The sequence below is a fragment of the Collinsella sp. TF12-2AT genome (genome assembly GCF_003436735.1).
Lineage (GTDB): Bacteria > Actinomycetota > Coriobacteriia > Coriobacteriales > Coriobacteriaceae > Collinsella.
Genome location: NZ_QSQK01000004.1, coordinates 1 through 13,190, shown reverse-complemented (window position 1 = coordinate 13,190; position 13,190 = coordinate 1). Strand labels below are relative to the sequence as shown.

The 13,190-nt window shown below is 63.5% G+C and carries 14 protein-coding genes; 1 reads left to right on the top strand and 13 read right to left on the bottom strand.

The window, feature by feature from the left end:
* Window positions 1-111 precede the first annotated feature (111 nt).
* Window positions 112-1,023, top strand: coding sequence for a PHP domain-containing protein (locus DXD24_RS03855; protein WP_117646210.1), 912 nt, complete (start codon window positions 112-114; stop codon window positions 1,021-1,023).
* A 27-nt stretch (window positions 1,024-1,050) separates the two neighbouring features.
* On the opposite strand, the gene hisE is transcribed toward DXD24_RS03855, so the two are convergent.
* From hisE to DXD24_RS03790, 13 genes are all read right to left on the bottom strand, one after another.
* A complete protein-coding gene (gene hisE, locus DXD24_RS03850; RefSeq protein WP_117646209.1) occupies window positions 1,051-1,368 on the bottom strand; it encodes a phosphoribosyl-ATP diphosphatase in 318 nt (105 codons plus the stop codon).
* Window positions 1,369-1,383: 15 nt separating this feature from the next.
* On the bottom strand, window positions 1,384-1,611 hold the full coding sequence (locus DXD24_RS03845) for a hypothetical protein (RefSeq protein ID WP_089573590.1): 228 nt from the start codon (window positions 1,609-1,611) through the stop codon (window positions 1,384-1,386).
* Complete coding sequence (gene hisI, locus DXD24_RS03840) at window positions 1,608-1,949, bottom strand: phosphoribosyl-AMP cyclohydrolase (protein WP_117646208.1); 342 nt, start codon at window positions 1,947-1,949, stop codon at window positions 1,608-1,610. The genes DXD24_RS03845 and hisI overlap by 4 nt, the downstream gene beginning before the upstream one ends.
* Before the next feature lie 148 nt (window positions 1,950-2,097).
* Window positions 2,098-2,880 (bottom strand): imidazole glycerol phosphate synthase subunit HisF, encoded by a 783-nt coding sequence (hisF, locus tag DXD24_RS03835; RefSeq protein WP_089573592.1) that lies wholly within the window; start codon window positions 2,878-2,880, stop codon window positions 2,098-2,100.
* 3 nt (window positions 2,881-2,883) lie between these two features.
* On the bottom strand, window positions 2,884-3,627 hold the full coding sequence (locus DXD24_RS03830; protein ID WP_117646207.1) for a HisA/HisF-related TIM barrel protein: 744 nt from the start codon (window positions 3,625-3,627) through the stop codon (window positions 2,884-2,886).
* Window positions 3,624-4,325 carry an imidazole glycerol phosphate synthase subunit HisH gene (locus DXD24_RS03825; RefSeq protein ID WP_233502317.1) on the bottom strand — a complete coding sequence of 234 codons (702 nt, stop codon included), beginning with the start codon at window positions 4,323-4,325 and terminating at the stop codon, window positions 3,624-3,626. The genes DXD24_RS03830 and DXD24_RS03825 overlap by 4 nt, the downstream gene beginning before the upstream one ends.
* Window positions 4,326-4,404: 79 nt before the next feature.
* Window positions 4,405-4,992: an imidazoleglycerol-phosphate dehydratase HisB gene (gene hisB / locus DXD24_RS03820; RefSeq protein ID WP_117646205.1), complete on the bottom strand. Its 588-nt coding sequence runs from the start codon at window positions 4,990-4,992 to the stop codon at window positions 4,405-4,407.
* Window positions 4,993-6,108 carry a histidinol-phosphate transaminase gene (gene hisC, locus DXD24_RS03815; protein WP_199407976.1) on the bottom strand — a complete coding sequence of 372 codons (1,116 nt, stop codon included), beginning with the start codon at window positions 6,106-6,108 and terminating at the stop codon, window positions 4,993-4,995. It lies immediately after the preceding gene.
* A 1-nt stretch (window position 6,109) separates the two neighbouring features.
* Complete coding sequence (gene hisD, locus DXD24_RS03810) at window positions 6,110-7,546, bottom strand: histidinol dehydrogenase (protein ID WP_117646203.1); 1,437 nt, start codon at window positions 7,544-7,546, stop codon at window positions 6,110-6,112.
* 105 nt (window positions 7,547-7,651) lie between these two features.
* Window positions 7,652-9,367 (bottom strand): ATP phosphoribosyltransferase, encoded by a 1,716-nt coding sequence (gene hisG / locus DXD24_RS03805; RefSeq protein WP_117646202.1) that lies wholly within the window; start codon window positions 9,365-9,367, stop codon window positions 7,652-7,654.
* Window positions 9,368-9,693: 326 nt separating this feature from the next.
* Complete coding sequence (locus DXD24_RS03800; RefSeq protein ID WP_117646201.1) at window positions 9,694-10,530, bottom strand: sugar phosphate isomerase/epimerase; 837 nt, start codon at window positions 10,528-10,530, stop codon at window positions 9,694-9,696.
* A gap of 73 nt (window positions 10,531-10,603) precedes the next feature.
* Window positions 10,604-11,665 carry an SIS domain-containing protein gene (locus DXD24_RS03795; RefSeq protein WP_117646200.1) on the bottom strand — a complete coding sequence of 354 codons (1,062 nt, stop codon included), beginning with the start codon at window positions 11,663-11,665 and terminating at the stop codon, window positions 10,604-10,606.
* Window positions 11,666-11,835: 170 nt separating this feature from the next.
* Window positions 11,836-13,050, bottom strand: coding sequence for an MFS transporter (locus DXD24_RS03790; protein WP_195241124.1), 1,215 nt, complete (start codon window positions 13,048-13,050; stop codon window positions 11,836-11,838).
* Window positions 13,051-13,190: the final 140 nt, after the last annotated feature.

Sequence of the window (13,190 nt, the reverse complement as noted above, 5' to 3'; positions counted from 1 at the left end):
CCGGCACGCGCCGCCCCGCCTTTCCACTCGATTTCGGCACCCGGCGTGCGCGGCGTGTTGAGAGCTGCACCATTACAATGGAGCGGATTCACCAAATGCAAAGGAGTCGCCATGCCCGCCTGCCCGCTGGTCGATTGCCATACCCATACCTCGTTCTCGGACGGGCACGCCTCGTTCGAGGACAACGTCCGTGCCGCTGCTGCCGCCGGCTGCCGCGTCATGGTCTCGACCGACCACCTTACCCTGCCCGCCAGTGTGGATGCTAACTGCGAGGTGCAGGTCGTCGAGGGCGACTTGCCGGCACATCGTTTGGCCTTTGAGGACGCCCGCAAACTCGCCGCGCAGATTGCGCCGGAGCTCACCTTTATCTACGGTTTTGAATGCGATTGGTACGAGGGCTGCGAGCCCTTGGTAGAGCACTGGTCCCAGGGCGCCGTCGTACGTCTGGGCAGCGTGCACTGGATTGGCAACCCGGGCGATATTGCGGCAGGCGCCGCGGGCACGGCAGGGACAGAGGACGTCGCGCGCCCCGATACACCCGATTCCCTTTGCGGTTGGATCGACGACGATACCAACTTGCATGTTTGGGAAAACTTAGGCGTGCGCGGCGTGTGGGAGTGCTACGTCGACGACTGGTGCCGTGCTTGCGAAAGCTCACTCAACTTTGACGCGATGGCCCATCCCGACCTGGTCATGCGCTTTTCGAAGGACGGCTTTGCACCCGACTTTGACCCCGCGCCGTTTTGGGAGCAGATGGCCGAATGCGCCCACGATACGGGTCGCCGCGTTGAGGTCTCGACCGCCGCACCGCGCAAGGGGCTCGACGATTACTACCCCGCGACCGGGCTGTTGCGCCGCTTCGCCCATGCCGAGGTGCCCATCACCTTTGGCTCGGACGCGCACCGCGCCTGCGACATCTGCTGGAACATCCGCGAGGCCCAGGCCCACGCCTACGACTGCGGCTACCGGGCCTTCGATATCCCCCACCCCACCGGCGAATGGGAATCCACGCCCCTCGCCTAACTAGTCGTTTAAGAACGTCCCCAATGACTAGTGGCGGCGGGCGTTGAGTTCGCCGGCCAGTTCGTCGAGGGTGATGCCGTAGCGCTCGAGCGTCACGAGCAGGTGGTAGATCAGGTCGCCGGCCTCGTAGCGGATGTGATCGTGGTCGTTATCCTTGCAGGCCATGATCACCTCGCTCGCCTCCTCGGCAAGCTTCTTGAGAAGCTCGTCCTCGACGTCGGTCAGCAGACGCGCGGTATAGCTCTCCTGCGGCGATGCGTCGCGACGACTGTGAATCACCTCGGCCAGTCCCGTCAGCGTCTCACCGATGTTTCCCGGCTGCACGTTAGCTGTTCTGACTCCCATGGTTATTTCCTCTCGTTACTGCAGCGTAAAGTAGGTACCGGCCTCATCGAACCGAGGCTTTGCGCCCTTTTTCTCAAAGAACTCGACGATGACGGCATGGGCCTCATCGAGCCTTTCCTTCTCGGCCTCGAGCCAAAGCGACTGCGCCCCGCAGGCATCAGTCAGGTGCACGCGGCATGGCACGCCCGCGCGGAGGAGCTCGGTGTTGCATTCGGCGACCTCGAACGGCGTCACGACTTTCATCGCACTCCCCCTTCCACGCGCTTAAAGAAGCAGGTACGGTTGCCGGTATGGCAGGCCGGGCCCGGTGAGTCCACCTTGACCAGCAGCGTATCGCTATCGCAGTCGGCCCAGAGCTCCTTGACCTCCTGCATGTTGCCACTCGTCGCGCCCTTGTTCCAGAGCTCCTGACGGCTGCGACTCCAAAACCACGTGGTCCCGGTCTTGAGCGTCAGCCCCACCGATTCCTCGTTCATCCAAGCAACCATAAGCACCTCACCGGTGTCATGCTGCTGAACCACACAAGGAATCAGCCCGCGGGCGTCGTACGTAAGATCAGACGCTTCTATTACCTCAGTCATCATTTCTCCCAAGTAATTACCGTAAACATCGCAGGTCGGCGAGGGTTGTCCAGGTGCCGCAGGTTGTCGCGAAAGAGGAGCGACGCGTACTTTGGTACGCGAGCGACGGTTTGAGCGGCAAGATGCGGTGCCTGGGCAAGCCGCAGCACTAGAAGTCCAGCCTCACAGGGATGCCTTGGCTGGCCATATACTCCTTCACCTGGCGAATGCTGAAAGTTCCAAAGTGAAAGACGCTGGCCGCCAGCACGGCATCGGCCTCGCCCTCGATCACGCCCTCGGCAAAATGCTCGAGCGTGCCCACGCCGCCGCTTGCGATCACCGGGATCGGCACCGCGCGCGCCACGGCGCGGGTGAGTGCCAGGTCGAAGCCAGCCTTGGTGCCGTCGCGATCCATGCTGGTGAGCAAGATCTCACCGGCGCCGCGACGAGCCGCTTCCTCGGCCCACGCCACCGCATCGATACCCGTGGCGTTGCGACCGCCCGCCGTGAAGACCTCCCACTTGTCGGCATCCGGCTGACCGGGCAGGCCCACGCGCTTGGCATCAATCGCCACGACCACGGCCTGGCTGCCAAACGCCGCGGCGGCCTGGCTGATCAACGACGGATCGCGCACGGCGGCAGAGTTAAGCGACACCTTGTCGGCACCGGCGGCAACCATGGTTCGCATGCCCGCCAAGTCGCGGAAACCGCCGCCCACGGTATAGGGAATAACGAGCTCCTCGGCCGCGTGCGCCGCCATCTCGATGGTCGTCGCGCGGTTGTCGCTCGTCGCGGTAATGTCCAGGAAGACGACCTCGTCTGCACCCTCGCGGTCGTAGGCGCGCGCCAGCTCCACCGGATCGCCCGCATCGCGCAGGCTCACAAAGTTGACGCCCTTGACCACGCGGCCGTCCTTAACATCCAGACAGGGAATCACGCGTTTGGCAAGCATGGGCTACTCCTTCCCTCGGGCGGCGGCCAACGCCTGGGCCAGCGTAAAGTTGCCCTCGTAGAGCGCACGACCGGTAATGGCACCCTCGATGGCATCCTCGCCCACCGCGGCCAGTGCGCGGATATCGTCGAGCGTCGAGATGCCGCCCGAAGCCACGACGGGAAAGCCCGCGACCTCGGCCACATGGCGATACGCCGCCACGTCGATGCCCGTCTGCATGCCATCGCGCGCGATGTCGGTATACACCAGATGCTTAAAGCCCAGCTCGGTGAGCTGCGCCACGGCGTCGTCGAGCGCCACACCCGCGCCGTCGCGCCAACCATTCACCTTGACCTGGCCGTCACGGGCGGCAATGTCTGCCACCAGTAACTCGCCAAAGCCTTGCGCCGCCACCTCGGCAAATCCCGGCTCGGTCACGAGCACCGTGCCTAGCGCGATGCGACGCGCGCCGTAGCCGGCCAGCTCGTCGATGCGCGCGAGCGAACGAACGCCGCCGCCCACGTCCGCGGACAGACCGTCGACGCCGCAGATGGCCTTAATCGCTGCCGAGTTGGCAGCGCACGCGTCCTCGTCCTCGCCAAAGGCAGCGGACAGGTCGACGACGTGCACCCAGCTCGCGCCCTGCTCGGCAAAGGAGCGGGCAACGGCCACGGGGTCGTCAGAATACACCTTACAGCGGCTCCGGTCGCCGCGCTCCAGGCGCACGACCTTGCCGCCGATCAAATCGATTGCGGGAAACAGAATCATCGGCCGGCCCCCTCGACGATGCTCACGAAGTTCTTAAGGATGCGCTGACCCAGCGCAGAGGATTTCTCGGGATGGAACTGGCAGCCCCACACGTTGCCGTGGCGCACGATGCACGGGAAGCTCCGTGTATAGTGCGTGCGCGCCAACACATCGGCGGCATCGACGTCGTCGGCCACCGCGTAGCTGTGAGTGAAATACATGTTGGCGCCCTCGGCAAAACCGGCAAGCAACGGATCGGCCGCACCGGCGGGCGTCATGCGCACCTGGTCCCAGCCCACGTGCGGGACCTTCAGACGGCTCGACTCCAGGCGCGTGCACGAGCCGCGCATGATGCCCAGGCCATCGACCCAGGGGCCACCGGCCTGCTCGGAGGCATCGTCCTCCGCGTCCGCACCCTCGTCCGCCGGCACGCCCTCGTTGCCGCGCTCAAAAAATAATTGAAGGCCCAGGCAGATGCCGAGCAGCGGAGTTCCGGCGGCAACGGCATCGAGCACCGCGTCCGCCTCGCCGCTCTGACGCATAAAGGCGATCGCGTCATAGAACGCGCCCACGCCCGGGATGACCAGGCCGTCCGCGTTGCGGATCTGCTCCGGATCGTCCGACGTGCAGGCGGCGGCACCGGCGCGCGCAAGCCCGCGCACGACGCTCGACAAGTTACCCTTGTGGTAGTCGACCACCACGATCTTCGGTTCGCCCACGCGACCCCTCCACTTCTCATCATCCAAAACCACCACAAAGGGGACAGGCATCTTCGTGGTGGTTTTACCCTTGTGACGGTTACAGCGAGCCCTTGGTGCTGGGGATGCCCTGCACGCGGGGATCGAGCTCGCAGGCACGGCGCATCGTGCGGCCCACGGCCTTAAAGGCGGCCTCGATAATGTGATGCGAGTTGCCGCCCGCCAACTCGCGCACGTGCAGCGTGAGCTTGGCATCGCGCGCAAAGGCATAGAAGAACTCAACGGCCAGCTCGGTATCAAAACTGCCCACGCGCTCGGTCGGCACGGGCAGCTCGCAATAGGCCTGGCCGCGACCCGAAATGTCCACGGCGGCCATCACGAGCGTCTCGTCCATGGCAATCGCCGCGTCGGCAAAGCGCGTAATACCCGCCTTGTCGCCCAGCGCGTGGCAAAACGCCTCGCCCAGCACAATGCCCGTGTCCTCGACGGTGTGGTGCGCGTCGACCTCAACGTCGCCCACCGCGTGCACCGTCAGATCGAACAAACCATGGCGGCCAAAGGCGTTGAGCATGTGGTCGAAAAACGGCACGCCGGTCGAGATATCGCACACGCCAGATCCGTCCAGGTCGAGCTTTACGACAATGTCGGTCTCCCCCGTCTTGCGGGTCACCTCGGCATAACGGCCCATCTACATCTCCTCCTTCACCAGCGCGGCAAACGCAACCAGTACCTCGTCGTTTTCTTGCGGGGTACCCACGGTAATGCGCAGGCAGTCCGCGAGCCCCGGCGCGTAGCTAAAGTCGCGCACCAAAATTGAATACTCGTCGCGCAGACGCTCGCGCACGCGCGTGGCATGCGGCGTGCGCACGAGCACAAAGTTCGCCGCGCTCGGCCATACCTCCACGGGCAGGCCCTCGGCAGCCATTGCGCGCAGGGCGCACAGCTCGCGCTCGCGCTCGGATGCGGCCTGCGCCACCACGGGCGTGTAGGCATCACGGGCACGCACGCAGGCAAGCGCGGCGGCCTGGCTCAGCACGTTGACCGAATAGATCTGGCGAATCGCCGCGAACACGTCGACGACCTCGGGTGCCGCAATCACATAGCCCAGACGCGTGCCGGCGGCGCCAAACGCCTTGGACAGCGTATGTAGAATCACCAGGTTGGGATGCTCGGCGATAAGGCCTTGCGCCGTGGTGGCCGCGCCAAACGAATCGTCGGCAAACTCAACGTAGGCCTCGTCGACCATGACCATGCCGGGGCACGCATCGCACAGCGCTGCGACAAAGTCGAGCGGTGCCACGTCGCCCGTGGGGTTATTGGGCGAGGTCACGATGGCCAGGTTGCACTCGGGTGCCGCCGCAAGCACGGCTGCCTGGTCGAGCTCAAAGGTCGCCGGGTCGCGCCACACGTCGCGCACCTCGGTCTGGCACAGAGACGCAAAGAACGCATACTCGCTAAAGCACGGCGGGCAGTTGAGCAGGGTCCTCCCCGCGCCACCAAACGCCAGCAGATAGTTATAGAGCAGCTCGTCGCCGCCGTTTCCCACGCAGATGCTCTCGCGCGTCACGCCATGCCAGGCAGCAAGCTCGTCGCGCAGATCGTTGGACATGGGATCGGGATAGCGGTTGAGCGGCGTGGCAGCCAGGGCGGCGTCGACCGCCTCGCGCACGCCGGCCGGCACGGGATAGGTGTTCTCGTTGGCCGAAAGGTTGATGCGCGTGGGCGTAAAGTTGGGATCATAGGGCTCAATGCCGGCCAAGTAGGGCTGGACGAGCTCCTTCATGCGAGGCGTCAGCTCGGCCATGTTAGGCCTCCTCGCCAGCCACGCCAGCGCCATCTGCGCCTGCTGCCGCCAGGTCCACGCCCTCGGCAACCGTCGCGGTCGTATCGCCCGGCCAGGCAACCTTGGTCAGGTCGGCCGCGGCCAGCGACTCGACGCTCACGGCATCCTCGCCTTGTTCCAGCACGCGGCGACGCAGAGCGGCGGAAAGCGCGTGTGCCCACAGACCCTCGGCCTCGGCTAAACGCTGTGTGGCGGGAGCGTCGGAGAGCAGGCCCTCGGGTGTATAGCAAATGACACTCGAGCGCTTAACGAACTCTTCGACCGAAAGCGGGTTGGAGAACATGGCCGTGCCGCCGGTCGGCAGCGTGTGGTTGGGGCCGGCAACATAATCGCCAAGCGGCTCGGAGCTCCAAGCGCCCACAAAGATGGCGCCGGCGTTGCGAATGCCGCCAAGCAGGCCCATCGCATCCTTGCAGTGCAGCTCCAGGTGCTCGGGCGCCACGGTGTTCACGGCCTCGACGGCGGCAGCCATATCGGCGACCACCACGATGGTGCCTTCGTTGTCGAGCGAGGCGCGCGTGATCTCGGCACGCGGCGACTGCGCCACCAGAATGTCGATACCAGCCTCGACCTCGCGCGCAAACTGCTCGTCGCAAGTCACCAGATAGCAGGCTGCCAGCGGATCGTGCTCGGCCTGGGCCATCAGGTCTGCCGCGACCACCATGGGCTTGGCCGTGGCATCGGCCAGTACGCAGACCTCGGAGGGGCCAGCGACCATGTCGATTCCCACGTCGCCCGAGACAATCTGCTTGGCCGCGGCGACAAAGGCGTTGCCCGGACCGGTGATTTTATCGACACGCGGAATGGTCTCGGTACCGTATGCCAGCGCGGCCACGGCCTGGGCGCCGCCCACCATATAGATTTCGTCCACGCCGCCGAGCTTTGCCGCGGCGAGCGTGTAGGGGCTGATCAGGCCGTCTTTTTGCGGCGGGGTCACCATAACCACGCGCTTGACGCCGGCAACCTTGGCGGGAATGGCATTCATGAGCACCGTGGAGGGATACTGCGCGCGACCGCCCGGCACATAGATGCCAGCCGCCGCGAGCGGGGTCACCTTAACGCCGAGCATCGTGCCGTCCGGGCGCGTGGTAAACCAGCTCTGTTCGACCTCGCGCTGGTGGAACTCGCGAATCTGGCGCGCGGCCTTCTCGAGCGCGGCGACAAAGGCCGGATCGAGGCCTTCGAGCGCGGCATCGATCTGCTCTTGCGGCAGACGGAAGCTCTGCAGCTCAACGCCGTCAAAACGCCGACAGTAGTCGCGCACCGCGGCATCGCCATTGGCGCGCACGTTGGCCACGATATCGCGGGCGGCGTCGACGATGTTTTGCGGCAGCACGCCCTTACGGTTGAGTTGGTTGGTAACGAGGCGCTCACCGGGAGCAAGTTTGATGGTCTTCATATCGGTATCCCCTATCGGTCGAGGTTATGTTCGAAAAACGAGAGACCGGGCGGCGGCGCCAATCGGCCCGCAGCCCGTACGTTGGGGCGCCCGTGCGCGCTCGCGCTATTGTGCCGAGCCCGCGACGGGCTCAAAATGCTTGTCCTTAACGGCCGCGGCCAGGCGATCTGCCAGATTGCGTACGCGCGGATCAAGGCGCGCGGCACCCGGGTTGACAAAGAAGCGGGCCGTGCAGTCCATGATGCGACCGGTGATGACCAGGTCGTTGTCGCGCAGCGTGGCGCCCGTGGCGGTAATATCCACGATGCGATCGGTCATGCCGACGATGGGGCCCAGCTCGATGTTGCCGTGCAGCGAAACGATGTCGGCGTTCACGCCGCGCTCGGCATACCAGGCACTCGCGATGCGCGGGTACTTGGTGGCCACGCGAAGCGACCCGCGACGGGCATAGTTGCGCTCGGCCTGGCCGGCGCGCCCTGCGGGCTCCGCCTCGATAAACGTGCACAGGCCATAGCCCAGGTCGACCAGCTGCAGCAGGTTAAGGTCTGCCTCGATGAGCGAGTCCCAACCGCAGATGCCGCAGTCGGCGCCGCCGCAGCCCACAAAGGCGGGCGCATCGCTGGGGCGCACGATGACAAACTCGATATCGCCGACCGTGCCCTCGTCGGCACGCGTGTCGCGGCCGCGCACGATTAGATGACGGCCGGGGTCACGCAGCTCAGAGACATCCAGGCCCGCGGCCTCGAGCACGTCGAGCGTGTCGGCCTTAAGCGAGCCCTTGGGCACGGCGATGCGCAGCGGGCCCTCGGCGCCACGGCCCGCGGCGTGATCGCCGTCGGAAGCGGCATCCTCGGCCGAGGTGCGCGCGGCCTCCAGGCGCTCGAGCGAAAAGGCGAAGCCCGCCGCCGGCACCTCGATACCGTCGCCAAATGCGCCGGTAAAGATGGAGTCATAGCGTCCGCCCGAACCGACCGGATCGGGCAGTCCGCCGGCATAAGCCTTAAAGACCAGGCCCGTGTAGTAATCGAAAGAGTTCATGATAGAGAAGTCGAACGACAGCACCTGGGCGTCCTCGGGTGCCAGGCCCTCAACCAGGGCACGCAGTTCGCGCGTGAGCGGCGCAGCGATACCGGCAGCCGCCAGTAGCGCATCCACACGGTCGAGCACCTCGGCACCACCGTGCAGGCGCGGCAGCTCGCTAATGGCAGCCTTGACGGCATCGGACTCGACGCTTGCTGCCACGCGGGCATCGAGGCCCACAAAGTCGTTGGCATGCACGCAGCGCAGAGCCTCGGCAGCCAGCTCACGATCCTCGCATACCGCGAGCAATTCCTTAAACGGACGCACGCTGCCTGCGATAATGTGTGCACCGGGAAGTGCCAGCTCGCGTACGGCCTCGGCAACGAGCGAGACAATCTCAACATCGCCCGCGGTATCTCCCGCACCGATGAGCTCAAAACCCAACTGCGTAAACTGACGCGAGCCACCGGCATTGCGCTGGCACTCGCGGACCACCGGCGCCTCGTAGCGCAGACGCAGCGGCAGATCGGCCGCGTGCATGCGGGTCGAAACCAAGCGCACGATCGGCAGCGTGTTGTCGGGACGGACCACCAGCAGGCGACCGTCGTCATCAAAGAGCTTAAACGGCGTGTCCGCAATACGGCCGCCTTCCTCGAGCGAACCCTTGTCCTCGAGTAGCGGCGTCTCGACCGGAAGGTAATGATGCTCCCTGAAGCAGCCCTTCACCGTCAGCGCAATCTCCTCGCGCGCCTGAGCCTCCTCGGGCAATATGTCCCGGAATCCCCACGGTGTGGCCGTCATCTGATGAGCCTCCTCATGCTGTGTTTCATATAGAACAGAAGACCGGCATAGCTCCGCCGATCTTCTGGGTACTTTAGCATACTAGAGTGTTTGCGGGGAGAATCGTCTTCCTCGGCTCACAGCGTATTCATTTGGAAACATAGGGGAAAGCGCGTCCCGCCCGCCAGCCAAAAACTGGGATGCGGTTTCCGGTTGAGGTCCTCAGCGGAAAGTGTGTCCCATTCTGAGCGCCTGTTCTGGGACGTGCTTTCCGCCAGAAGCCTCAAGCGGAAAGCACGTCCCGTTTCTCAAAAAGCGTCAAACGCCAACTCGGCGCCCTGTCCCACTTAGGCGCCAATCGCGCGTCGGTACTCCGCCATAACCTGAGCGTCGGCTGCCGCGGGATTGGCAAAATAGCGCCAGTCATAGGTCTCGGCCGAAACAACTCCGCGATAGCCGCGCGCCACCAGCCTATCTAGGTCGGCGCGCATATCGCGGTCGCCGTCACCCCAAGCAAGATGCGTCGTGCCGTCTGCCGCAACATCGACAAAATGCACGTGGGCGACATCATCGCCAAGCAGATCGAAATAATCGTCGATGGTATCCCCTGCCACCGCCATAGCGCCCAAATCCAGACACGCCTTAAGTGCCGGATGATCAACTGCCTCGATCATGCGCTTCGTGTCGGCCGCCGAGTTCACGATCATCGACTCAACCGGCTGTAGGGCCTCGAGCACCAGTCGCACGCCGCGCTCTCCCGCATGCTCGGCAATCGCACGCAGCATCGAGGCGCTGCGACCCCACGCATCCTCGATCGGCTCGTTCAAAAATGCCCAGCCGCTCGAGACCATGACCTGCTCGGCTCCAAGTTCCGCCGCGATATCCACAACGTTCTTAAAGTACGCGAGCGTGCGAGCGCGCGCCTCATTCCCGCGCGCCGCGATATTCCACGGCTTGGGATTGTTCTGTTCGGGACAAAGCCCCACAATCCGAACCCCATACCGCTGTGATAGCTCCCGCACCTGCTCGAGCGAATCGTATCCATGGCAATCGACATACAGATGCATCGCCCCGGTCCAAAGCTCGCAACACGTGTAGCCCGAAGCCGACGCCGAAGAAAAGAACTCCTCAAGGTCAAAATAACGATGGCTGATATTCATGACGGCAAGCTGGGGATAGCTCATAATTACTCTCCAACCCAAGCGAGGCCCCGTTCCATATAGGAGCGAGGCCCGATTACACAAACGTTATTTGCTCTTAGTAGTCGAACTGGTGATAGTAGCGACGGTAGTTGAGGTTGTGCTTGGTGACCGTCTCGTAGTAAGCGGCAAGGCGATCGGTGATCAGCGAGGAGAGGATCCACGGGGAGACGATGGCGCGGAACTCGTCGTCAAGGCCGGGGATCGCGAACTCGGCGGTGTCGATGATGTTGATGTCGGTGTCGCCGGTCACGCCGCGGGTCAGGAACGCGCGGACGCGCTCGTCGAGCTTGCGGTTCTCGTCCTCACCCATGAACAGGAACACGGGGACGCCAGGCTCCACGAGCTCGAGGGTGCCGTGGAAGAAGTCGGCCGAGGTGATGTAGCGGGTGCGCTTCCACTGCATCTCCTCGAGGATGCACATCGAGAACAGGATGGTCTCGCCCCACAGGGCGCCGGAGCCGATGAACATGGTGTAGGGGGCCAGGGCGTACTTCTTGGCGAGCTCCTCGGCGCGCGGCTCGAAGCTCTTGCGGATGTCGACCAGGTGGGTCCAAACGTCCTTGGTCTGCTCAATAAACTTATCGAACTGCGGGAAGCAGCCACGGCGATTGAGCAGGCGCAGGCCGAAGCAGTCGGCGAGGTAGTAGCCCATCTCGCAGCCACCGTTACCATGATCGGAAGCCATCTTGACGCAATTCTCGGCGCCGACAGCCTGGCCAATGGGGCCCTCGGGCTTGGTCATGGCGTAGACGCGAATGCCCTTTTCCTTCATCTTCTTGACGGCCTCGAGGACCTCGGGGGTAGTGCCGGACTCGGAGGCGGTGAGCACGACGGACTTCTCGGTCATGCGCTTGTGGCCCATGACGTTCCACTCGGCGGCGTGGATCAGGTAGACCTCGAGGTCGCGGTCGCCGAACTTGTTCATGAGGTACTCGAGCTGCATGAGCTCGTCCCAGGTGCCGCCGACGCCCATCAGGAACACGGCGTCGTAGCCCTCGTCGGCGACCTTGTCGGCGAGCTCAATCATCTTCTTGCCGGTCTCGTAGACGTTCTTGCCGTCCTCGACGTAGCCCTCCTGGCTAAAGTGCATGATCTCGATCTTCTCGGTTTCCTTCATGGCTTTTCCTTTCTGTCCTGCACGCAACTCTATACATCGCGTTTCTTTTCGATACCAATTATAGACATACACCTAATGTGTTTTTAATACCACTTATCAATCTGCTCCAATCCTCGGTGAACGGTCGAAATTCTCTGGTGAGTGGTATTAAATTAGAATTGAATGTATAGCTAACGCCTCTGGCGCCTCCCTTGTGTGACAAAGAACAGCGTTCCTACCAGCGCAATAATGGTCGATGCCCCAAACAGTACCGTCTGGACACCCAAAGCCTCCGCCAAAAACGGAGCCGCCAGCAGCGGCAGCACGCCGGCGCTCATCAGGCCAAAACGCACAAAGCCGGTAATGCGCCCCAGGTATTTGATGTCAGCGCGCTCCTGAATCAAGATCATCTGCAGCGGTTCCAGGAATCCCCAGGCCAGACCGTTAATCGCCTGACCGATAATCGCGACCCCCAGCATATCGGTGCCCACGTACACCATGGACCCAATGCCCACGGCCATGAGCGCGCCGAGCAGCAATCGCAGGTTGACATGGCGGGCAGAAAGCTTGGTCAGGATGAACGCGCCCACCGAGGAAGTGAGGCCCACGACCGAGGACAGCCAGCCCAGCCAGACGATATCCACGTTGAGCACATCGCGATAGAACAACGACTCCAGCGAATCGAACGCGCCAAACGCAAAGAAACCCAAAAAGCCCGAGATAAAGATGAGGCGCAGGTCGTGGTCGCGAAACGTAAGTCGCGCGCCCTCGGCCATGCCGCCCAGAATACCGCCCTTCGGCTTTTCCCCTTTTGCGGGAGCAACACACTCGTGACAGCCCAAGGAGAGCACGGCCGCCACACCCATCATGCCCGCCATGAGCAGGTAAACAGACTGCGTGGCAAAACAGCTCACGATGGCGCCGCCGAGCAGCGGGCCGGCGGTATAGGCGATATTGCTATAGAAGACCATCAGGCCGTTCACGCGGGTGCGGCCCTCGGTGGTCGATTCAAGATAGCCCGGAAACGCATGCGTGCAGGTGTTGATAAAGCCGCCCGCAAGCCCCAAGACGCACGCGGCAAACACAAGCCCGGGGACAGACAACGGCGCCAACCCCACGCCAAGCGATAGCACCGCCGTAATCACGCACGTCACAAACGACGTCCGGCGCGGTCCAAAACGGTCGATGACCGAGCCCGACACCATATTGCCCGCCGACGTCATAAGATTGCGTACGAGCGTAATGGCAGCAACCAAAAAGGCCGTGCCAGCCAGATCATACGTCGCCGCGCCGATAAGCCCTAAAAAGTACACCGCGTTGTTGGCGCACCATTGCAGAGACTCAATAAGAATCAGCCTGACTTCTGCCGGCGTCAGGCGCATTGCTTCGCGATCCTTCGCGAACATACGAACTCCCTCTATACAAGTAAGGGGATGGAGGGCATAGGCCCGCTCCATCCCCTTACCAGGTTGCAATGACAGTCTATGCAGCCGGGCCCTTACGCCAGCACGCCGAAGAACGCGCCGACGATGCCCACGACCATGGT

Bases quoted from the DNA above. Each gene is read 5' to 3' on its own strand.
- DXD24_RS03830 (WP_117646207.1), bottom strand. From the start codon at position 3,627: ATGATTCTGTTTCCCGCAATCGATTTGATCGGCGGCAAGGTCGTGCGC.
- hisD (WP_117646203.1), bottom strand. From the start codon at position 7,546: ATGAAGACCATCAAACTTGCTCCCGGTGAGCGCCTCGTTACCAACCAA.
- hisE (WP_117646209.1), bottom strand. From the start codon at position 1,368: ATGGGAGTCAGAACAGCTAACGTGCAGCCGGGAAACATCGGTGAGACG.
- hisF (WP_089573592.1), bottom strand. From the start codon at position 2,880: ATGCTTGCCAAACGCGTGATTCCCTGTCTGGATGTTAAGGACGGCCGC.
- DXD24_RS03800 (WP_117646201.1), bottom strand. From the start codon at position 10,530: ATGAGCTATCCCCAGCTTGCCGTCATGAATATCAGCCATCGTTATTTT.
- hisG (WP_117646202.1), bottom strand. From the start codon at position 9,367: ATGACGGCCACACCGTGGGGATTCCGGGACATATTGCCCGAGGAGGCT.
- hisC (WP_199407976.1), bottom strand. From the start codon at position 6,108: ATGGCCGAGCTGACGCCTCGCATGAAGGAGCTCGTCCAGCCCTACTTG.
- hisB (WP_117646205.1), bottom strand. From the start codon at position 4,992: ATGGGCCGTTATGCCGAGGTGACCCGCAAGACGGGGGAGACCGACATT.
- DXD24_RS03855 (WP_117646210.1), top strand. From the start codon at position 112: ATGCCCGCCTGCCCGCTGGTCGATTGCCATACCCATACCTCGTTCTCG.
- DXD24_RS03790 (WP_195241124.1), bottom strand. From the start codon at position 13,050: ATGTTCGCGAAGGATCGCGAAGCAATGCGCCTGACGCCGGCAGAAGTC.
- DXD24_RS03795 (WP_117646200.1), bottom strand. From the start codon at position 11,665: ATGAAGGAAACCGAGAAGATCGAGATCATGCACTTTAGCCAGGAGGGC.
- DXD24_RS03845 (WP_089573590.1), bottom strand. From the start codon at position 1,611: ATGAAAGTCGTGACGCCGTTCGAGGTCGCCGAATGCAACACCGAGCTC.
- hisI (WP_117646208.1), bottom strand. From the start codon at position 1,949: ATGACTGAGGTAATAGAAGCGTCTGATCTTACGTACGACGCCCGCGGG.